Genomic DNA, 21,042 nt, shown 5'->3' on the forward strand with positions numbered 1-21,042 from the left:
AGCGTTCGTCCTGAGCCAGGATCAAACTCTCCGTATAAAGAATTTGATTTGGCTTCTATTTACAATAAAAGCTTTGAAACTATTGTTTTGAGTTAGACTCAAAATAATTAACGTTGGCTTGCTGTTTAATTTTCAAGGTTCATATTTCTTCAATATTTATCCGCCAGTTTTTCTCAGCGACAATTAATATCTTATCAATTCCGCTTTGCTTTGTCAAGAACTTTTTTCGTTTTTTTATCAAAAAGTTCTTTCCGATATCTGCTGATTATTTTGCTTTAAATCAGCTTACTATCTTGGCGACGTTTATTATCTTATCAAGCATCTCTCTCTTTGTCAAGAACTTTTTAAGATAATTTATTGCGGCCGAAAAATTCATTCTTCTGCTTTTCAGCGGCATATATTATATTACCACTTTTACCCTCTCTTGTCAAGATGTTTTTACTTTAATCTTTTTTAAATTTAATATAAATATTTCTAGTTCTAGGGCCATCAAATTCACAAAAGTAAACTGCCTGCCAGGTACCTAAAACTAATTCATTATTATCAATTAGTAGATTTTGGTCAACTCCAAATAAACTTGATTTTAAATGAGCTGCTGAATTACCTTCGCGATGAGAATAATTATCTGAGAATGGAATTATTTTATTAATCTCTTTAATTATATCTTCTTTAACAGCCGGATCTGCATTTTCATTAATAGTTACCGCTGCTGTTGTATGTGGCACATGAATTTGAATACTACCATTACCTATTTTTTCAGATTTAAGCAATTCTCTTATTCGACTGGTAATATCGATTAACTCAACTTTACTATGGGTTTTAATATTTAGCTTATGCAGCATAAAAACCTCCTTATAATATACTTGAAATTTAATAATCAACTAATTAAACTTTAAATTAGTTCAGTATAGACTGAATATTTCTATAATTATTTTTATATTAAAAAGCCAGGCTAACCTGGCTTTAATATTTTTATTCATTCCGTTCTGGACGCATAGTTGGGAATAAAATTACATCTCTAATTGTGCTTGAATCAGTAAGTAGCATGATTAGACGATCGATTCCAATTCCTAATCCACCTGTAGGTGGCATTCCATATTCTAAAGCCCGAATGAAATCGTAATCCATCATCTGAGCCTCTTCATCACCAGCTTCGCGCATAGCTGTTTGTTTTTCAAATCTCTCCCTTTGATCTTCTGGATCATTTAATTCACTAAAGGCATTAGCGATTTCTCTACCATAAACAAATGCTTCAAAACGATAAGTAAACCTTGGATCAGCTTCTATTTTTTTAGCTAAAGGTGAAACTTCAATTGGATAGTCCATAATAAATGTAGGTTGAATCAACTTGTCCTCAACTCTTTCTTCAAAAACCTCATTTAAAATTTCTCCATAAGTCATTTTTGAACTAACTTCAATCCCAATTGATTTTGCAGCTTCTACTGCTTCAGCATCACTTTCAAATTCACTAAAATCTAATCCAGTATATTTTTTAACTGCTTCAACCATTGTAATTCTTTCCCAGGCTGGTGTAAAATCAATTTCAGTTTCTTCATATTCAACTTTACTAGTTCCAAGAACTTTTTCAGCTAGATCATTAACAAGATTTTCAGTCAATTCCATCATATCATGATAATCAGCCTGTGCCTGATATAACTCCATTGTAGTAAATTCAGGGTTGTGCTTGTATGACATCCCTTCATTCCGGAAGTTTCTATTAATTTCAAATACTTTTTCAAAGCCACCTACAATTAATCTTTTTAAATATAACTCAGGCGCAATCCTTAAATATAAATCCATATCTAAAGTATTATGATGTGTAATAAAAGGACGAGCAGTTGCTCCTCCAGCAATTGGATGCATCATTGGAGTTTCAACTTCAAGAAAACCTTTTTCTTCTAAAAACTTTCTCATTTCTCTAATTATTTTACTTCTGATTACAAATGTTTCTTTAACATCAGGATTAACAATTAAATCTAAATAACGCTGACGATAGCGAATATCTTTATCTTTTAAACCATGAAATTTTTCTGGTAATGGGCGTAATGACTTAGTTAAAAGTTCAAAAGAAGAAACCCTAACAGATACCTGACCTCTATTTGTTTTGAAAACTGTACCTGTTATGCCCACAAGATCACCTAAATCAAGTTCTTGAAAAAATTGATAGCGATCCTCACCTATATTATTTTGTTTTACATATAATTGAACCTGTCCGCTCATATCAGCTAAGTCAGCAAAACTTGCTTTGCCATGAGTTCTAATAGCCATTAGTCGACCGGTCAATTTAACTTCTTTTTCTTCTAATTCTGCAAAATCAGCTTCTACATCCTTAGCATGATGACTGGGAAGATACTTATCAGCAAACGCTTTCTCCTTATCCTCTCTTAACTGATTAAGTTTTTCTCTTCTCTGCAGCATTAGGTCATTCATATCTTCGAGCACATTTTCACTCATTTAAACATCCATCTCCTTATTAAATTATAATAGGCTAAAGCCTATTTCTTAACTAAATAAACAATCATATTTTCAAAATTTTTTTTGCTAATTCTTTACCTTTTTGATAGAAATAATTTTATAAGTAACCTGTCCACCAGGAGTTTCTACTTTTACTTTATCTCCAATTGCATGACCCAGGATGGCCTTACCAATTGGTGATTCATTAGAAATTTTGTAGTTTAATGGATCTGCTTCTGCTGAACCAACTAAAGTATAGCTTATTTCATCTTCATTATCAAGGTCATGTAGAACAACTGTTGTCCCCAAATTAACCTTTTTATCTGTAACCTCATCATCTTTTACTACATGAGCATTATTCAGCATATTTTTAATTTCTTGAATTCTGCCTTCAACAAAAGCCTGTTCATTCTTGGCATCATCATATTCTGAGTTTTCACTAATGTCGCCAAACTCTCGAGCAACTTTTATTCTTTTAGCAACTTCTCGTCTTTTTTCATTTTCTAAATAATCAAGTTCTTTTTCTAACTTCTCAAAACCTTCTTCTGTAAGCATTACTTGTTCTGGCATAAAAATCTCCCTCTACTTTCTAAGTTGTATTTAAAGTTAAATTATCAAAATTATCTAATATATATGCAAAATAGTAAAAAAGGCCTCTATTTCAGCCCAACGAATAATTATGTCAGGTTAGCTAACCTGACATAAACTATATCTACAATTATTAATTATTATAAATAAATTTACTTTTATTGTCAAGAAACAATTTCTGACATTATTATTAATCATTATCCAAATCATTTTTATAATTATTTAACAGCTTTATTAATTTAAAGTAATCTGTTAGCTGATTTATTTTATTTCTCATCTCACTGGCATTAGGCATACCTTTTAAATACCAGGCTAAATGTTTTCTCATTATGGGAATTCCATAATCTTCGCCATAGTAATCAACACTTAATTTTAAGTGTCTCAGCGCAAAATTAATTTTTTCTATATTATTGATTTTTTTTAATCTATTACCTGTTTTTAAATAATAAATAATTTCTTTAAAAATCCAGGGGTTCCCTTGAGCTGCCCTCCCAATCATAATTCCATCACAATTAGTAGATGCCAGAATAGCCTCAGCATCTAAATCCGAAAAAATATCTCCATTACCAATGACAGGAATATTTACAGCTGCCTTAACATTTTTTATTATTTGCCAGTCTGCCTGTCCTTTATAAAATTGCTGACGTGTTCTGCCATGAACAGCTACTGCTGCTGCACCTGAATTTTCAGCCAATTTAGCTATTTGAATTGCATTAAGATTATTATCATCCCAACCACTTCTCATTTTTACTGTAACCGGTATTTGGACAGCTTTTACAGTTTCAGAAATAACTTTAGCAGCTAACTGAGGTGTTTTCATTAAAGCTGATCCAGCACCAGTTTTAACAATTTTAGCTGCAGGACAGCCTAAATTTATATCAATTAAATCAACCTCATATTCTTGGGTAATACCAGCTGCTGCCCGGGCCATAAATTCTGAATCTTCGCCAAATAATTGGACAGCAATTGCTCCTTGCTTACCTTTATCAAATTTGAGCAGTTCTGATGTGCGTCGATTCCCATAAACATACCCTTTAGCACTTATCATTTCTGTATAAAGTAATTTAACTCCCATCTCTCTGACTAACTGACGATAGGGATAATCACTAACTCCTGCCATCGGGGCTAAGAAAACTGCTGGCTCAATATTCAAATCATAAAAGTTCATTTTAAGATTTCACTCCATTTAAATCAGCTATATATTTAAGCCCCTTTAAAGTCAAAAATGGTTCAACATGATCAATTGCATCAGTTTCAGCTGCAATCAAACTTACCAGACCACCAGTAGCAATTACTGAAGCAGTATCAGATAGTTCTTTTTTTATTCTAGCAACTAAATATTCTACCTGACCTACAAAGCCATAAACTATTCCAGCTTTCATACCATCAATTGTATTTTTCCCAATTGCCTGACCAGGCTCTACTAATTCAATACGTGGTAATTTAGCAGATTGATTAAATAAAGCTTCAGCGGAAATTCCAATCCCTGGCGCAATTGCGCCTCCCAGATATTCGCCAGTTTCAGAAACCGCACAAAAAGTAGTTGCTGTTCCAAAATCGACAATTATTAAGGGTCCAGAATAAATTCTACTAGCAGCAACTGCATTAACAATCCGATCTGCTCCGACTTCTTTGGGATTATCTGTTTTAATATTCATCCCAGTTTTAACTCCAGGACCTATCACTAGAGGATTTACATTAAAATATCGATAAGCAGTTTTCTTTAAAACTCTTAAAATTGGTGGTACTACACTGGAAATTATAATAGAATCAACAACTTTATTACTAATCTCCGCTGAATCAAATAAATTTTTAAAAAGCATTCCATATTCATCTGGAGTTTTATTACGATCAGTTGCAATTCGCCAATGAGTTTTTAGTAAATCACCATCATAAAGACCTAAAACTGTATTTGTATTACCAATATCCATAGTTAAAATCATTTAATTTACTCCTTATCAAATTTTAAAAGCTAAAAGCAGAAAAAAATTCTTAAAATAATACTATAACAAAACTTTAAACTTAACAATTTAAAGCTGCAGAACATTCTGCAGCTTTTTTAATAAAAGTTTATTCTTTAAAGTAATTTTTTATTTGCTGAAAAATTTCCTTAGTTGTTAAAATTTCTTTTATTTTACCAACTCCAGCTCCAGTAAAGAAAACTCCTTTATCAAGATCTCCACATTTTCCAGCTAATAAAGCATCTTTAATGCAGAATTTTTTTGTACAGTGCTTTAAACAATTTGTGCACTTTGCTGGCGCAGGCGCTTCCCCTGCTTTAATTAAACGGGCAAATTTAGTCTTTAATGCATTAGCCTTATAACCAACTGAACTCATAATTTTAATTACATCTTCTGGAGCTGCCTTGACACATAGCTCTTTAAACTTTTCAGCAACTGCGGCTTCCTTACTAGCTAAAAAACGTGTTCCCATTTGAACCCCATCTGCTCCCAGTTCAAGCATATGCTCTATATCAGCTGGCTCAACTATTTCTCCCGCTGCTATCACTGGAATTTTAACTTTGCCAGCAATTTTTTTTACTAATTCAAAACTTTCTTTTTCACTTCCTAGATGGCCGCCTGCATTTCCACCTTCAACTACTACAGCAGCAGCACCAAGGCGTTCTGATATTCTAGCTAGCTTAAGAGAAGATACAATTGGAATAACAGGGGTATTACTTTCCTGACCAAGCCCAAACATATCCCTAGAAAAACCTGCTCCTGATATAATAACATCAACCCCAGCTTCAATTGAAGCCTTAATAGCTTCTTTGAAATCACGAGCTGCAAACATAATATTAACTCCAACTATACCGTCAGTTAAAGATTTTGCCCTTTTTATTTCTGATTTTAATTCACCAGTACTCAAAGCTGTACCGCCAATCACTCCAATTCCACCTTCATTAGCAACAGCTGCTGCTAATTCAGACATTGATACTTTTATTGCCATTCCACCCTGAACAACTGGAAATTTTGCTTTTAAGTCAGCAATTCTAAGTTCCGGTAATTTCAATATATCACTCCTAAAACTGAATTCTTTACTTTCTTTATCTTATCACATAATTCAAGAGATTTAAATATTTTTTTGACTTAAAGTCAAAATTTATTATTCAGCGAAAATAGATATTTCATCATTACTTATTTCTGCTCTATATTGATCAATAGTCTGCTGCTCAGTTTCGGTTAAAAACTTAGCTAATTGTTTTTGGTCAAGACCTACTCCATTTTCAGCCAGACCGTATTTTTTAATACCTGATCGATATTTACCAGTAACTAAATTATTGTTTTCTTGCTCAACAACATATGTTATATTTTGTCTCAAAGAAGTTAAAGTATTTTGAGGGGCCAGCTCTATTTCAGCTGGATCTGCAGCAATTAGATAAATTTTATTTTTTAAAGCAAAATTAATTATCGCCTGTGAATTAGCTCCTGCTGCATGAAAAATAATATCTGCACCATCATTTTTAACTTCCTGGCAAATATCTGCAGTCTGAAGACTAAAGTTAAAACTATCAATATATTTATTAATAACTTTTATATCTGAGCGATATACTTTTGCCCCAGCATTGAATCCCTGCTGATAAGCTAAAACTTTATCAGTTTTACGCCCCCCAATAAAAGCAATAACCCCTGTCTTCGAATAAATAGCAGCTGTAATGCCAGCTAGATAAGCACTTTCCTGATCAGCAAATTGAATCGATAAGACATTTTCTAAATTAACGGTTGCATCAAGTAAAGCAAATTGACGCTCAGGATTCATTTGAGCAGCTTCTTCAACCGCCTCTTGCATTGTGTAGCCAGCAGCCCAGATCAAATTAAATCCTTCTTCCGCAAGTTCATTTAAACTGGCAAGATAATTACTCATTAAATTTACCTCTTTAATTTTAGTAGTAAGCTCAAGATTTTGATTGTTGTTTAATAAACCAGCTCTTATCTGATCATTAACTGAATTATCATCCAGACCTCCAATATCAGTTACAAAGCCAATCTTAAAGTTTTGAGCTAAAACTGGAAAGCTTAAAACTAAAATAAGGGTAACAATTATAACAAGAAAGCAAATATTTTTACCCATTAAATTTCCTCCTTAAATTATAAAAATTAATTAAACTCTACCAGACTGCTGTAATCAAGCGAGGTATTAGCTGTTTTTAAAATTTTTTCCTGACCATGCTTAAATCTTACCCAGAGATCGCCATTATCAAGAACTTTTTTTATTATAACAAGATAATTATCATTTTTATAGTTTATTCTAACTTTTTTATCGGTTAAATTTAATTCTTTTTTCCAGACTTTAATTAAGCTCTCTCTTTGATGAGAAAAATATTTTTTAATATATAAATTCATTTTTATTAATAAACGTGCCAAAAAAATACTTTTAGAAATTGCTTTATTTTTTTCTTGATAAAAAGAAGTAGCCGTTCGACTGACTTCAGCGTTAAAATTTTTGTTATTCAAATTAACTCCACAACCAATAATAACATATGCTTCCTGTTGATCATTAAACACAAGTTCTGTTAAAATTCCACTTATTTTACGCTGATTAACTATCAAATCATTCGGCCATTTTATTTGAGCTGGCAAAGAAATTTCTTTTAATAATTCTTGAACTGCCAGACCAGCTGCAGCGGTTATTTGGGGAAGCCTGGCAAGATCAATCTCTACTTTATATAAAAAAGAAACTGCCAGGCCAGCAGAATTATTTGAAAACCAGGTATGGCCCCTTCTTCCTCTCCCTTTTAACTGCTTTTCAGCTGCAAAAACAAAAGGAGATTGCTGCAGCTCCGCTTCTGAAAAAGAGTTTAATTTGGATTCAATAAATTCCTTGGCACAATCATTAGTAGAATCTACTTCAGAAAATATATTTAATTTAAATTGTTTCAAGTCATAATCTTGCTTCTTTAAATAATTTTTAATCTCAGCTACATTAAATTGATTTTCTTTATTCATTTAAATTCTCCTAGAAAAAGGCCCGCATATTGCGGACCTTTAAGTTTTTGAATATTTTTAACAGCTTGTTCTAGCCGATATTTTTTTCACCTTAACAGCATCTTTATTTAATAGTAATTTAATGAAATAAACATATAAAGGTATATTTATTAATTGCCCAATTAAACGGGGTGGAACTATTACTTGATAAGGAACTCCAAAAAGAAGATTAATAAAATAGGGCACCATAATCAAAGCAGTTATTAATTGTCCCACCGAAATAGCAATAAAAATAACCGGTAAAGTTCGACAACGTCTGAGCACATAAAAGACTATTAAACCTGGAATAAATCCTGTTAAAAATGATGTCAAAGTAAAATGAGGCATGTATGCTCCCATAGGATTAATAAAATAACCAATTAAATCACCAAGTGCTCCAACAATTCCTCCAGCAAGTGGTCCAAAAGCAACTCCAGCAAAAATTATTGGTAAAGCACCAAAACCTATTCTGACTCCTTCTACCCCAGCTATAGGAATCCTGATACTCAAAATTCTAGTTAAAATAATAGTTAGAGCAGTTAAAAAAGACAGATAAGCAGTTAAACGAGTATTAATTTTCATTATTTCCACCTCCCTCCCTCTCTGGTTAGGATGATAGTTAATAATCTGCACCAAAGAAAGAGGACACTTTGGTGACAGCGGACGCGACAGAAAGACCGCAGCTAAAAAAGCTTTCGTTTCAGAGCAACGTCCCATCTCTGAACACTCTACGCCTTCTGCCTACTCTATCACTTAATTTTCTTTTACTCATTATAACTTATTTAACCGTAATTTTAAAGTTAATTAGAACAATCCCGAAATTTTGCCATTTTCATCAATATCAATTGCTTCAGCAGCTGGAGTTTTAGGTAAACCAGGCATTGTGAGAACTGGTCCTGTCATCACAACTAAAAATCCTGCACCTGCTGATAAATTAATTGATTTTACACTAATCTTAAATCCAGAAGGTCTTCCTTTTAGAGCTGGATTATCTGAAATTGAACTTTGAGTTTTAGCCATACAAATTGGCAAATTATTATAACCTTGTTTTTGATATTGCTTTATTTGTTGCAAAGCTTTTTCACTATAATTAACACCTACTGCCCCATAAATTTCTCGGGCAATTTTAGAAATTTTATCTTTAATTGGCTGTTCTACATTATATAAAAATTTAAATTTGCTTTTTTTGTTTTCTAAAAGTTTAATTACTGCTTTAGCAAGCTCTTCTCCACCTTGACCGCCATGTTCCCAGACTTCAGAGAGAGCTACCTCAACTCCTATTTTTTCACATTTCTTCCGAACTAAATTAATTTCAGCTTCACTATCAGTAGGAAATTTATTAATTGCTACTACTACTGGAACACCAAATTTAGCCATGTTTTCTAAATGCTTTTCTAAATTAGAAATTCCTTTTTCCAGAGCAGCAAGATTTTCTTGCTCTAATTCGGCAAGCTCAACCCCTCCATGCATTTTTAAAGCTCTAATTGTAGCAACTAGAACTGCTGCATCAGGATTTAAATTAGCAAATCTCGACTTAATATTATAAAATTTCTCCGCACCAAGATCAGCTCCAAAACCTGCTTCAGTAACTGCTATTTCTCCCAGTCCCAGAGCTAATTTAGTAGCCATTATACTATTACAACCATGAGCTATATTTGCAAAAGGTCCTCCATGAATAAAGGCAGGAGTATTTTCCAGAGTCTGAACAAGATTAGGTTTAATAGCATCCTTGAGCAGAGCTGTCATTGCACCAGCAACATTTAAATCAGCAGCAGTAACACTCTCTCCGTTATAATTATAGCCAATCACTATTTTACCCAATTTTTCTTTTAACTCCATTAAATCATTAGCAAGACAAAGGATAGCCATGACTTCAGAAGCAACAGTAATTTGAAAGCCATCTTCACGCGGCTGCCCATTTTTGCTTCCGCCAAGCCCGATCACTGTTTCTCTCAAAGCTCGATCATTCATATCAACTACTCTTTTAAAAGTGATTTTAGTTGGATCTATTCTAAGTTCATTGCCTTGCTTGATATGATTATCTATAGCTGCTGCTAAAAGATTATGAGCTACTCCAATTGCATGAATATCACCTGTAAAATGTAAATTAATATCTTCCATAGGAACCACCTGGGCATAACCACCACCAGCTGCACCACCTTTGATTCCCATAGTTGGCCCTAAAGAAGGTTCGCGAATAGCAATTACTGCTTTTTTGCCAAGTCTATTTAAAGCCTGGCCGAGACCGACAGTAGTAGTAGTTTTACCTTCACCAGCTGGTGTCGGAGTAATTGCAGTAACCAAAACTAATTTACCTGCTGATTTTTTATATTCTCTTTTTAAAGCAGTTAGTTTAATTTTAGCCTTATATTTACCATACAGTTCTAAATCAGACTCATCTAATCCTAAATCTGCTGCAATTTCTCTAATTTCCTTCATTTCTGCAGCTTGAGCAATTTGAATATCACTTTTCAAATTATTTCCCCCCTGAAATATTATCTTCTAATTTTATTAATTATGTATTTAAATTTAACTATTACAGTTAAATAGTAAACTTAGTAACTTGATATTTAATAACTAATTATAACTTAAGTTGTTTTTCTGAGTTAAAAAATGTTTTTGCCCCATACTTAATCAAAAAAAATACAGTTAAAGTAACACTACCCAAAATTCCTAACATAATTGCTATCTGATATTTAATAGCTATTAATGGTGAAGCCCCAGCTAAAATTTGACCAGTCATCATACCTGGCAAAAAAACGATTCCCATTCCTAACATAGAGTTAATAGTAGGTAAAATAGCATTATAAAATGCCTGCTGTGTAATTTCAGCTATTGATTTTTCTGGTTCAACTCCCAACATCAAGTAATTTTCAATTAGCTGCTGTTTATCACTAATTCCTGTTAGTAAATGATTTATTCCTAAAGAGATTCCAGTCATCGAATTACCAATAAGCATACCTGCTAAAGGAATAAAATAATCTGCTCTAAACCATGGCTTTAGCTGAACAACTATAAAAATAAAGTAGGCAAGGCTAAGCAAAGTTCCTAAAAACATCGAAACTGCTATAATTTTACGCATATCATGCTGCAATTCGACTTCTGTTCTACTATAGATATTATGTACTGCAAAAATTTCCATCAAGATTAAGATGGCTAAACTAAACAAGGGATTTTGATTATTAAAAACATACTCTAAAATAAATCCAATAATGATTAGCTGTAAAGTCATTCTTAAGGAGGCAATAATAATCTGTTTTTCCTGACCTATTTGTTTTTTCTTCACAATTACTAATAAAATAAAAACAAATAAGTATGCAAATATAAGCTGTGTCAGCTGAAGATTTATTATTTGACGCTCCATTATCTGCTCCCCCTTTTAAGAATAAGCTTAAAAATTATTTAACTATTTGTTTTCTTTAATTTTACCATCTTCAATTGTAATGATTTGATCTGCATAATCATTTGCTAATCTGGTACTATGGGTAACCATTAATAGAGTTTTGGCTTTGTTTTTTACATAATTAACAACCACTTCGATGATTTTTTGCTCAGTTAAACTATCTAAAGCAGAAGATGGTTCATCCAGAAGCAAAACTTCAGGATCAAGCAGCATTACTCTAGCCAGAGCTAAACGCTGCTTTTCTCCTCCAGAAAGATCAGCAGCTGCTCTATCCAATTTATAATTCAGATCAACCTTACTCAATAATTTTTTATATTTAGTAAAAGAGCTTAATTTATGATCAGTTAACTTTTCAATTAAACTAAAATTATCAGCCAGACTACCAGGAAAAACAACTGGATTTTGTGGCAGCATAGTAACTTCTCGTCTTAATTTGACTGGATCATAATAATTAATTTTTCTATTCTTATAAAAAACATCTCCCTGATCAGCAGAATTCATATTATTAAATAGTTTTAAAAAAGTAGTTTTGCCACCCCCACTACTACCAACTACAGCTGTAATACTTTGCGCTTCAATAGTTAAATAATCAATCAATAAAATATCTTTGAATTTTACTGCTGATAGTTCAAACATCATATTCAACTACCCCCAAGCATAAAATTTGTCAATTGAGTAATCTTAACAAAACCATGATTAAAATTAATTATAAAATATTAATTTTAAAAAGTAAAGGAAGCTCTAAAATTACAATAAAAAAAAGAGACCAGTTTTTAAACTGATCTCTTTAATTACGATTAATATTTTATTTTAACTTTGAGGCTCTGGTTTAAAGACAGTAACCCCTTCTGGTAAATTAGTATTGTTATCTGAATCATTTTCAGAAAAAATATCTTTATCTGGATCACCAGTTATTGACTCACCTTTAATCAACAATCTGATTTGATCAGCATTTAAAGTCTCATGTTCTTTTAAAGCTAAAACAATTCGTTCGACTATTGCTGAGTTTTCTTTTAATAATCTTTCAGCTTTACTATAACATTCTTCAACCATTTTACTAATTTCTTTATCAATCCGGGCTGCCACTTCTTCACTATAGTTACGCTGGCGAGAAATATCTCTTCCCAGGAATACCTGCTGATCATGTTTTTGCCCCAGAGTTAAAGGACCTAGATTTTCACTCATACCATATTCGGTTACCATTGCTCTAATGATTTGGGTTGCCCGCTCTATATCATTCTGAGCACCAGTACTAATATCATCAAGGAAAATAGCCTCAGCAGCCCTACCTCCCATTAGACTGGTAACTTTATCAAGCAGCTGTCCCTTAGTCATAAAGTTCTGATCATCTTCAGGTAGCGGAATAGTAAACCCACCTGCTCTACCACGCGGAATAATTGTTACTTTATGAGTTCTATCAGCATGTTCTAATAATTCACCTAATAAAGCATGCCCAGTTTCATGATAAGAAACAAGATTTTTTTCCTTTTCGGTAACTATTCTACTTTTCTTAGCTGGACCAGCTATTACCCGATCAATAGCATCATCAAACTCTTTCATTGAGATAATTTTTTTACCTCTTCTAGCAGCTAAAATAGCAGCTTCATTAGCCAAATTTTCCATATCAGCACCGGTAAATCCAGGTGTACGTTTTGCCAATACTTCAAGTTCTATATCATCAGCTAAAGGTTTATCTTTAACATGAATTTCTAATATTTTTTGTCTTCCCAGTCTATCTGGTTTATCTACAATAATCTGCCTATCAAAACGTCCAGGTCTCAATAGTGCAGGATCAAGTACATCAGGTCTATTAGTTGCAGCCATCAGAATTATTCCTTCATTGGCTTCAAAACCATCCATTTCAACCAATAATTGGTTTAAGGTTTGTTCTCGTTCATCATGTCCACCACCTAAACCAGCACCCCGTTGTCTACCAACAGCATCTAATTCATCAATAAAAATTATACAGGGTGAATTCTTCTTGCCTTTTTCAAACAAATCTCTCACCCGAGAAGCTCCAACTCCAACAAACATCTCTACAAAATCAGATCCACTAATAAAGAAGAAAGGAGCTCCTGCTTCACCTGCTACTGCTCTAGCCATTAAAGTTTTACCTGTTCCTGGAGGTCCCACTAATAAGACTCCCTTCGGAACCTGAGCACCTAATTCAGTGAATTTATCAGGCTTTTTGAGAAATTCTACAACTTCTCTAAGTTCCTCTTTTACTTCTTCGTAATTAGCAACATCTTCAAAAGTCATTTTCTTTTTACTTTCATCTAATTTAGCTTTACTTTTACCAAAAGACATCATTTTACCGCCGCCACCCTGCATCTTCTGCATAATGAAAACCCAGGCTACAATTAAAATTACAACTGGCAGTATATAACTAAGGATATTAATCCACCACGGTGTGGTTGGCTGAGGTTCTGTTTTGATATTAACATCACCAGCTCTTAGCTCCTGCATTAAAGACGGAATAGCTTCTGGTGGAACTGGGACTTTGAAATTCCGGTTATTGATAGTTCCGGTAACTTCCTGATTACCAACAATGGTCACTTTATTTATATTATCAGCTTCAACTTCCTGCAAAAGATTTGTATATGTAAAATCTTCTACAGTCGCTGGACCTTGCTGCATAAAAAATTGAGCAACCAGAATAGATATAGCGATCAATATTAAATAAAAACCTATATTCTTAACAAACTTATTCAAATTCTTTACCTCCCCCTACGACTTAAATCATATACAGTAAAATATTATAACACACTATTTATATTTTGTAAATAAACTAAATAAATAGCTTATTTAAATAGTTAAAATCAGCTTAAAAAGTTAGAATTATATCTGTATAGAAGCTATCTATAAGCAAAATAATTATATAATATAATTATTAGATTTCAATTAAAAAGTTAACATTTACTAATAAATATTTAAGCCGCTGAGCTATTATGAATACATTTTCTCCTTTAAAACTCCAATAAATGATAAGTTGCGATATTTTTCAGCAAAATCTAGACCATATCCAACTACAAATTTATCTGGAATTTCAAACCCATTAAAGTCTGCTTCAAGTTCTTTTTGAACTCTTCTTTCCGGCTTATCTAATAGAGTCACTATTTTAATGCTTTTTGGGCTCCTAGTGTGGAGCATATCTACTACGTGTTTTAAAGTACGTCCAGTATCAATAATATCTTCAACAATTAAAAGATGTCTATCTTCAATGTTTTCTTCCATATCTTTAATGATTCTTACAACACCAGATGATTCTGTAGAAGCACCATAACTAGAAACATCCATAAAATCAAAAACTACCGGCAAATCAATTTCACGAGCCAGATCAGCCATAAATAAAACTGCTCCTCTTAAAATGCAGAGCATCACTATATCATCATCTTCATTATAAGCAGCTGTAATTTCTTCACCTAATTCTCTAATTCTTGTTTTTAATTTTTCTTCTGAAATTATTATTTCTTCGATATCATCAGCAAACACTGTATTTTTTCCCATCTTGATCCTCCCTATTATTTCTGATTAAAGATTAAATTTAGTACTAAAATTTTTGTCGTAGCTTTAGTAATCTTATAGTTATTAGCCATTTTATATCCAGCAACCCAGATAATATTGTCAGCTGAATCAACAATAATTGGCAGCTGATCACGTTTATACAAAGGCACTTTGGCATCAATTAAAATATCTTTAACTTTTTTTTCACCCTTCATACCGAGCGGCTGTAACCTGTCTCCTGATTTGCGACTACGGATAAAAAGGGGTAATTCCAATTTATTTAAATCAAAAGCTGCCTGCAGTTTAGTGTTAGTTATTTCAAAATCTTCACTACTAACTATCGCAGCCTGCAGACTAAAATTTTGGTTCCAGTTAACTATTTTAGCTAAGCTAAGTTTTTGATAGGTCAGATTATTTGAAACTAAATTTTGAGCTACTTTTATAAAAACTAAACGATCATAACTTATTTCAACTCTTATTCGACCTGGCAAGTCAATCCCCCGGCCAGTTTGCTCAGAAAGCAATAATTTTTCTATTTCCAAAATATGTTCTAAATAAAGATCTTCTAAATTATTATTTAATTTTTGATAAGCTAAACGCAAAACTCTTCGTTGCAAAACCTGCTCCTGTTTTTTAAAATCAGTTAAATCTAGAGCAATTTCCAGCTTGCTTTCCGAAAGCATCAACTGTTGATAACTAGTCAGAGCTAATTTATTTAAAAAATTATCTTCTGCTGTTAAGATTTCTGCATTTCTGGCTATTACTTCTTTTACCTGTGGATTTAATTTCTTTTCAACTAAAGGTAATATCTGATTTCGAATAATATTTCTACTATAAATACTTTCTTGATTGCTGCTATCAAAACAAGGCTGCAAATTATTTGTTCGGCAATAATTAAGAATTTCCTCTTTGCTAAAATATAATAAAGGGTGAATAATTTCAATTCCTTTAAAATTCAATTTAAGATCTATACCACCTAATCCCTGTAAACCACTTCCCCGAAAAAGATTTAATAAAACAGTTTCGGCCTGATCATCTTGATGATGAGCTAAAGCAAGTAAATCGAATTGTTTTTCAATCATTAGTTTACGAAAAAACTTAAACCTTGCTTCCCTGGCTGCAGTTTCAGCTGATAAATTATTCTGCTTAATTAAAGCTGGCAAATCGACAGTTTTAAGATAGAATTCAACTCCTAATTGAGCAGCTTTATTTTTGACAAATTCTGCTTCAGCTGCCGATTCCTCTCGAAATTGATGGTCAAAATGAGCTACTGCTATTTCAATTGCAAACTCACTACTTATTTGGCAAAACAGTTCTAACATCGCAAGTGAATCTGGCCCTCCAGAAACAGCAAGTAATACTTTATTACCTGCTGCAACTAAATCATTTTGCTTAATTATTTTCTTTAAGCTTTTTTTCAACTGCAAAATTATCCTCTCCAGTAGCAAGAACTTTTAGCTCTCTCACATATATTTCTAGATAAAAGCAGATAAACCTGCCCCTCTTTAAATTTATTCTAGTAATTCTGTTTGTAAAATACCATATAATAAATCATGATCACTTACAGTCAATTTATTATCATCTATAAATTTAAGTATATTTAATAAGATAATTATACCAGCTATTATAATATCAGCTCTTTTAGGCTGCAATCCAGCTATCTGCTGACGATAGCTAAGCTCTACACTCCCTAATTTAATTAGCATTTTTTTTAGTTCAGACAGTTCAAGAACTGTATTTTCAATTTCTTCACTTCTATAGTTATTTAATTGATTTTTGATGGCAGCTAGAGTAGTAATTGTTCCACCAACTCCTTTGATGGCGAAATTACCCTTGAGTTCTAATTCAGCTTTAAGCAAATTAAAAACATAATTATTAATTGCATTAAGTTCAGCCTGTTTAATTGGAACTGCTGGATCATCAATAAATTTTTCTGTTAATCTGACACACCCAATATCCAGACTTTCAAATTTTAATTTACCAGCTGCTGACCAGATAAATTCTGTACTGCCTCCACCAATATCAAGTAGCAAAAAATCATCTTTCAAATTACCAGCTGCACCAAGATAGTTAAGTTCAGCCTCCTGATTCCCACTAATAATATTTAACTGCCAGCCCAGTCCAGCAATTTTTTCACTAAGCAGAGCTGAATTATTAACGTCTCTTAAAGCACTTGTTCCAACTACCTTTACCTGTTCAACTTCAAATTGGTCAATAATTTTCTTATATTCAGTTAAAGCCATCATTACTCTGTTGACAGCTGATGAATTTAAAGTTTTAGCTGCGTCAACACCTTCCCCCAGACGAGTAATTCGTAATTCACGCTTTAAAATTTCAATTTCAGAATTAACTTTAGAACCGATTAATAACCGACAGGAATTAGTTCCTAAATCAATTGCTGCTGCTTTCAAGCTTATCAGTCCTCTCCTGACAAATTAGACACTCTTCTGGCCAGCTAACTTTAGCAAAAACAATTTTGCCAACTGGATTACTGCCTGTTACTAAAAAATGAGCCAAATGTGTATGCAAACATTTTATTCCTAACTGCTCCTTAATTCCACCAACTCCAGAATATAGCAAAGTATTTAATAAATCAACTGAAATTTTTTGAGCCTGCTCTTCAGCCTTTGCTGTTAAAAGTTGCCGTCTTTGCCGAGCATAATCTTGATGAGCCTTAGCTAACTGCTGCTTAAACTGTAAATCATTTTTCAATTTTTGACCTAACTCATCTATTAAATTACTTTCTGACTCTAGTCGATCTACCTGATAATTTAGTGCAGGACAGCTAAGCCAATAAATAGTTGGCGCTGGAATTCCTGCTGTAAAAGGATTAACTTCAACTACCGCTGGATACTTAAAAGGACAATAGTGAGCAATCTGACTAAAGTTATCAATCTTTCTTTTAAGCTGTAATTCAACTATTTTGTGATCAGTAGATTTCATCTATTGAATCCTTTCCTTAATAGTTAGTTAACTTCTTTTATTGAGTCTAAAAAGAGAAAACACCCCTTAAAAGGATTAAAGGATGTTTAAAAAGTTGATAAAATTTGCCAAATATTTATTTGGAGTTTCCACCTTTTTTAGCTTCTCTACTTTTGAGGTCCTGCTGACGTTCACTGCTTTGTTTTAAAAAGCGGTCCATTTTTTCTTCGAAAGACATCTCTGGAGCATGGTCAATTCTGTCATCTGGATCTTCAAGCTGCTTGATTGAAAGTCCAATTTTGCCATCATCATCAATATTAATAACTTTAACCTTAACTTCATCATCTTCTTTAAGGAAATTATTAATATCTTTTACATAAGTATTAGCAACCTCGGAAATATGAACAAGACCAGTTTCCCCATCTTCCAACTCAACGAAAGCACCAAAATTTGTTATCCCCGTAACTTTACCTACAACTATACTTCCAACTTCAATGGACATGCTTAAAAAATTCCTCCCTAGATATTTATATTGTACTTATTATAACTTAATTACGCCAGAACTGTCAAATTTATCGCTTAAAATTTCCTAAAATTTTAAAGTTAAAGAAATTCTTCCTCTTTTTTTATCTACAGATAACACTTTAACTTCTATATTCTGACCTATTTCGACTATAGTAAAAGGGTCACTTACATAAAGCTCACTCATTTCTGAAATATGCAGTAAACCATCCTGTTTTAAGCCAATATCTATAAAAGCACCAAAGTCAACAATATTACGAACCTTACCTCTAAAGATCATACCAGGTTCTATATCATCTATTTTTAAAATATCTTTTCTAAAAATTGGGGCAGGCATTGATTCTCTTGGGTCTCGCCCTGGCTGCTGGAGAGCCTGAATAATATCTTTAATTGTTGGTTTTCCTAATTCAAGTTCAGCTGCTGTTGAAAAAAGATCCAGCTGAGCTAATTTATCTTTGATATCAGCTAATTTAAAGTCATCTTGCAAGTCAGCCGGCTGATAACCAATACTGGCTAATATTTTTTCGGCTGCATTATATGATTCTGGGTGAATAGGAGTAGCAGCTAGAGGATCAGCTGTAGAGTCAAGTCTGATAAATCCAGCTGACTGCTCAAAGCTTTTTGGTCCAAATCGATAAACCTCAAGTAGTTCATCTCTTTTTTTGAAATCTCCATTTTTTTCTCGATATTCAATTATTTTTTCAGCATTACTGGAACTAATACCAGCTACATAAGTCAACAAAGCTGCTGAAGCTGTATTAACTTCAACTCCAACCTGATTAACAGTATCCACAACTACATCATTTAAAGTTTTTTCTAACTTACTTTGAGAAACATCATGCTGATACATTCCAACTCCAAGTGACTGTGGATCAATCTTAACTAATTCTGCGAGAGGATCCTGAATTCTTCTGCCAATTGAAATAGCTCCTCTAATTGAAACATCAAGTTCCGGAAATTCTTTCCGGGCCAGAGTAGAAGCTGAATAAACAGAAGCTCCTGCTTCACTTACTATCGTGTATTCTACTGAAAGACCAGCTTTAATTAATTCAGCTATAAAAAATTCTGTTTCGCGGCTGGCTGTTCCATTTCCAATCACAATCAAATCTATTTTATATTTTTCAACAAACAATTTTATAGTTTCTGCCGCCGCCTTTTTTTTATTGACAGGTTGATGGGGATAGATAGTTCCTGTTTCTAAAAGCTCACCATTAGCAGCCAGAGCAGCTAATTTGCAACCTGTTCTAAAAGCTGGATCTACTGCCAGCACTTTCTTACCCGGTAAAGGTGGCTGCATTAAAAGAGCTCGTAGATTAATCGCAAAATTATCTACAGCCCTACTTTCTGCTTTTTCAGTTAGATTATTCCTAATTTCTCTTTCTAGAGCAGGAAATATTAATCTTTTATAAGCATAGTCAACAGCATTCTCTAGATAAGAAAAACTAGCTCCAGCTTTAAACTGACAAAATTTATAGATTAAATTAATTGCTTTTTCATTATCAACTTCTGCTTTAACTCTTAATATTTCTTCGCTTTCACCGCGATTAAGAGCTAAAATACGATGAGGAGGTATTTTATTAATTGACTCTCTAAACTCATAATAATCTTGATATTTACCAGACTGATCTTCATTTTTTTGATCCGAAACTATTTTGGCTGTATTAAAACAATAATCACGCAGCTTTTTTCTTAAAGCCGCATTATCTGAAAGATCACCAGCTATAATATCTTCTGCCCCACTTATTACATCATCTATTGTAGATAATTCTTTTTCTGAATCAATAAATTTTTGGGCCATTTTTTCAATTATCTTTTGTTTATATTGCTGACTAATTATTTTATCAGCTAAAGGTTTTAATCCTCTAGCCAATGCTTTGGCTGCCTTAGTCTGCTTTTTTTCTTTAAAAGGCCGGTAGAGATCTTCTACTTCTTGTAAAGTATCAGCAGCTGTTAATTTAGCCAGTAAATCACTATCTAATTTATCTTTATTATCTGCAGCTGCTGCAACTTCATTTTTTCTTTCATAAAGCCTACGCAAATAATCCATTTTTTCTGCTACAGATCTAATCTGTTCTTCATCAAGACTTCCAGTCATTTCTTTCCTATAACGGGCAATAAATGGTACTGTATTACCCTGGTCAAGCAGCTCAATAGTTGCTGCAACATTTTTTCTAACTAGATCTAATTCAGCTGCGGCTAGCTCAACTAGATCTACCTCAATATATTCCTCCATTAAAAAGATTCCCCCATTGATATATATTTAAAAATTAATTTCCATTTAATTATTTGAGTTATTTTTTTGATCAGACTCTGTTTCCGGAACTGGAATTAAAACTTTTTCTCCAGGTTTAACTAGTCCCAATTTTTCCCGGGCAACTTCTTCTATATACTTATAATTATCACTATTTTCAATTCTATATTTTAGCATTTCTCTATGCTGTTTAGCACTGCTAATTTCTGACTTTAATTTTTCAACTTTAGTTTCTAATTTATTTATTTTTTCTATATTTTGATAGAAATTAAAAACAGCAACTATAATTATAACTGCAACTATTATAATCACCATTGGATTAAGCAAAAAATCTTTACGCTGCCTGGGCATTTTTTACCTCCTTACTGATTTTATTCTGCATATTCATACAAATATTTAGTCTACTATTAATTATACTTCAAATAACTGAATTA

At 32.8% G+C, this 21,042-nt stretch carries 20 protein-coding genes and 1 riboswitch; all 20 genes read right to left on the reverse strand.

The window, feature by feature from the left end; all coding sequences use genetic code 11:
- Nucleotides 1-443: 443 nt before the first annotated feature.
- Nucleotides 444-842 carry a secondary thiamine-phosphate synthase enzyme YjbQ gene (locus BMZ74_RS10220; protein ID WP_089862145.1) on the reverse strand — a complete coding sequence of 133 codons (399 nt, stop codon included), beginning with the start codon at nucleotides 840-842 and terminating at the stop codon, nucleotides 444-446.
- A gap of 130 nt (nucleotides 843-972) precedes the next feature.
- The gene (gene lysS, locus BMZ74_RS10225) at nucleotides 973-2,454 is read right to left on the reverse strand and encodes a lysine--tRNA ligase (protein WP_089862146.1); all 1,482 of its coding nucleotides are present in this window, start codon (nucleotides 2,452-2,454) and stop codon (nucleotides 973-975) included.
- Between the two features lie 87 nt (nucleotides 2,455-2,541).
- Nucleotides 2,542-3,024, reverse strand: coding sequence for a transcription elongation factor GreA (greA, locus tag BMZ74_RS10230; protein ID WP_089862147.1), 483 nt, complete (start codon nucleotides 3,022-3,024; stop codon nucleotides 2,542-2,544).
- 208 nt (nucleotides 3,025-3,232) lie between these two features.
- The gene (dusB, locus tag BMZ74_RS10235; protein WP_089862148.1) at nucleotides 3,233-4,210 is read right to left on the reverse strand and encodes a tRNA dihydrouridine synthase DusB; all 978 of its coding nucleotides are present in this window, start codon (nucleotides 4,208-4,210) and stop codon (nucleotides 3,233-3,235) included.
- 1 nt (nucleotide 4,211) lies between these two features.
- Nucleotides 4,212-4,985 (reverse strand): type III pantothenate kinase, encoded by a 774-nt coding sequence (locus tag BMZ74_RS10240; RefSeq protein ID WP_089862149.1) that lies wholly within the window; start codon nucleotides 4,983-4,985, stop codon nucleotides 4,212-4,214.
- 127 nt (nucleotides 4,986-5,112) lie between these two features.
- Entirely contained in the window at nucleotides 5,113-6,054 is a 942-nt protein-coding gene (locus BMZ74_RS10245) for an NAD(P)H-dependent flavin oxidoreductase (protein ID WP_089862150.1), read from the reverse strand.
- 93 nt (nucleotides 6,055-6,147) lie between these two features.
- On the reverse strand, nucleotides 6,148-7,113 hold the full coding sequence (locus BMZ74_RS10250; RefSeq protein WP_089862151.1) for a BMP family ABC transporter substrate-binding protein: 966 nt from the start codon (nucleotides 7,111-7,113) through the stop codon (nucleotides 6,148-6,150).
- Nucleotides 7,114-7,139: 26 nt separating this feature from the next.
- Nucleotides 7,140-7,988 carry a biotin--[acetyl-CoA-carboxylase] ligase gene (locus BMZ74_RS10255; protein ID WP_089862152.1) on the reverse strand — a complete coding sequence of 283 codons (849 nt, stop codon included), beginning with the start codon at nucleotides 7,986-7,988 and terminating at the stop codon, nucleotides 7,140-7,142.
- A 57-nt stretch (nucleotides 7,989-8,045) separates the two neighbouring features.
- On the reverse strand, nucleotides 8,046-8,588 hold the full coding sequence (locus tag BMZ74_RS10260) for a folate family ECF transporter S component (protein ID WP_089862153.1): 543 nt from the start codon (nucleotides 8,586-8,588) through the stop codon (nucleotides 8,046-8,048).
- Between the two features lie 73 nt (nucleotides 8,589-8,661).
- A riboswitch (THF riboswitch) is annotated at nucleotides 8,662-8,757 on the reverse strand.
- Nucleotides 8,758-8,810: 53 nt separating this feature from the next.
- Entirely contained in the window at nucleotides 8,811-10,481 is a 1,671-nt protein-coding gene (locus tag BMZ74_RS10265; protein ID WP_089862154.1) for a formate--tetrahydrofolate ligase, read from the reverse strand.
- A 106-nt stretch (nucleotides 10,482-10,587) separates the two neighbouring features.
- Nucleotides 10,588-11,370 carry an ABC transporter permease gene (locus BMZ74_RS10270; RefSeq protein ID WP_089862155.1) on the reverse strand — a complete coding sequence of 261 codons (783 nt, stop codon included), beginning with the start codon at nucleotides 11,368-11,370 and terminating at the stop codon, nucleotides 10,588-10,590.
- A 42-nt stretch (nucleotides 11,371-11,412) separates the two neighbouring features.
- Nucleotides 11,413-12,048, reverse strand: coding sequence for an ABC transporter ATP-binding protein (locus tag BMZ74_RS10275; RefSeq protein ID WP_245750868.1), 636 nt, complete (start codon nucleotides 12,046-12,048; stop codon nucleotides 11,413-11,415).
- Nucleotides 12,049-12,219: 171 nt separating this feature from the next.
- The gene (gene ftsH, locus BMZ74_RS10280; protein WP_089862156.1) at nucleotides 12,220-14,121 is read right to left on the reverse strand and encodes an ATP-dependent zinc metalloprotease FtsH; all 1,902 of its coding nucleotides are present in this window, start codon (nucleotides 14,119-14,121) and stop codon (nucleotides 12,220-12,222) included.
- A gap of 234 nt (nucleotides 14,122-14,355) precedes the next feature.
- Entirely contained in the window at nucleotides 14,356-14,916 is a 561-nt protein-coding gene (gene hpt, locus BMZ74_RS10285; RefSeq protein ID WP_089862157.1) for a hypoxanthine phosphoribosyltransferase, read from the reverse strand.
- Nucleotides 14,917-14,930: 14 nt separating this feature from the next.
- Complete coding sequence (tilS, locus tag BMZ74_RS10290; RefSeq protein WP_089862173.1) at nucleotides 14,931-16,334, reverse strand: tRNA lysidine(34) synthetase TilS; 1,404 nt, start codon at nucleotides 16,332-16,334, stop codon at nucleotides 14,931-14,933.
- A gap of 90 nt (nucleotides 16,335-16,424) precedes the next feature.
- Nucleotides 16,425-17,324 carry a Ppx/GppA phosphatase family protein gene (locus BMZ74_RS10295; RefSeq protein ID WP_089862158.1) on the reverse strand — a complete coding sequence of 300 codons (900 nt, stop codon included), beginning with the start codon at nucleotides 17,322-17,324 and terminating at the stop codon, nucleotides 16,425-16,427.
- Nucleotides 17,305-17,856: a DUF501 domain-containing protein gene (locus tag BMZ74_RS10300; RefSeq protein WP_089862159.1), complete on the reverse strand. Its 552-nt coding sequence runs from the start codon at nucleotides 17,854-17,856 to the stop codon at nucleotides 17,305-17,307. Before BMZ74_RS10300 ends, BMZ74_RS10295 begins: the two co-directional genes overlap by 20 nt.
- A gap of 115 nt (nucleotides 17,857-17,971) precedes the next feature.
- Nucleotides 17,972-18,337 carry a S1 RNA-binding domain-containing protein gene (locus BMZ74_RS10305; RefSeq protein ID WP_089862160.1) on the reverse strand — a complete coding sequence of 122 codons (366 nt, stop codon included), beginning with the start codon at nucleotides 18,335-18,337 and terminating at the stop codon, nucleotides 17,972-17,974.
- An 87-nt stretch (nucleotides 18,338-18,424) separates the two neighbouring features.
- Nucleotides 18,425-20,590: a Tex family protein gene (locus tag BMZ74_RS10310; RefSeq protein WP_089862161.1), complete on the reverse strand. Its 2,166-nt coding sequence runs from the start codon at nucleotides 20,588-20,590 to the stop codon at nucleotides 18,425-18,427.
- A gap of 45 nt (nucleotides 20,591-20,635) precedes the next feature.
- Nucleotides 20,636-20,959, reverse strand: coding sequence for an FtsB family cell division protein (locus BMZ74_RS10315; RefSeq protein WP_089862162.1), 324 nt, complete (start codon nucleotides 20,957-20,959; stop codon nucleotides 20,636-20,638).
- Nucleotides 20,960-21,042: the final 83 nt, after the last annotated feature.

Origin of the sequence: Halanaerobium salsuginis (assembly GCF_900114545.1) — a bacterium.
Classification (GTDB): domain Bacteria; phylum Bacillota; class Halanaerobiia; order Halanaerobiales; family Halanaerobiaceae; genus Halanaerobium; species Halanaerobium salsuginis.

Bases quoted from the DNA above. Each gene is read 5' to 3' on its own strand.
- BMZ74_RS10220 (WP_089862145.1), bottom strand. From the start codon at position 842: ATGCTGCATAAGCTAAATATTAAAACCCATAGTAAAGTTGAGTTAATC.
- lysS (WP_089862146.1), bottom strand. From the start codon at position 2,454: ATGAGTGAAAATGTGCTCGAAGATATGAATGACCTAATGCTGCAGAGA.
- greA (WP_089862147.1), bottom strand. From the start codon at position 3,024: ATGCCAGAACAAGTAATGCTTACAGAAGAAGGTTTTGAGAAGTTAGAA.
- dusB (WP_089862148.1), bottom strand. From the start codon at position 4,210: ATGAACTTTTATGATTTGAATATTGAGCCAGCAGTTTTCTTAGCCCCG.
- BMZ74_RS10240 (WP_089862149.1), bottom strand. From the start codon at position 4,985: ATGATTTTAACTATGGATATTGGTAATACAAATACAGTTTTAGGTCTT.
- BMZ74_RS10250 (WP_089862151.1), bottom strand. From the start codon at position 7,113: ATGGGTAAAAATATTTGCTTTCTTGTTATAATTGTTACCCTTATTTTA.
- BMZ74_RS10255 (WP_089862152.1), bottom strand. From the start codon at position 7,988: ATGAATAAAGAAAATCAATTTAATGTAGCTGAGATTAAAAATTATTTA.
- BMZ74_RS10260 (WP_089862153.1), bottom strand. From the start codon at position 8,588: ATGAAAATTAATACTCGTTTAACTGCTTATCTGTCTTTTTTAACTGCT.
- BMZ74_RS10270 (WP_089862155.1), bottom strand. From the start codon at position 11,370: ATGGAGCGTCAAATAATAAATCTTCAGCTGACACAGCTTATATTTGCA.
- BMZ74_RS10275 (WP_245750868.1), bottom strand. From the start codon at position 12,048: ATGATGTTTGAACTATCAGCAGTAAAATTCAAAGATATTTTATTGATT.
- hpt (WP_089862157.1), bottom strand. From the start codon at position 14,916: ATGGGAAAAAATACAGTGTTTGCTGATGATATCGAAGAAATAATAATT.
- BMZ74_RS10300 (WP_089862159.1), bottom strand. From the start codon at position 17,856: ATGAAATCTACTGATCACAAAATAGTTGAATTACAGCTTAAAAGAAAG.
- BMZ74_RS10305 (WP_089862160.1), bottom strand. From the start codon at position 18,337: ATGTCCATTGAAGTTGGAAGTATAGTTGTAGGTAAAGTTACGGGGATA.
- BMZ74_RS10310 (WP_089862161.1), bottom strand. From the start codon at position 20,590: ATGGAGGAATATATTGAGGTAGATCTAGTTGAGCTAGCCGCAGCTGAA.
- BMZ74_RS10315 (WP_089862162.1), bottom strand. From the start codon at position 20,959: ATGCCCAGGCAGCGTAAAGATTTTTTGCTTAATCCAATGGTGATTATA.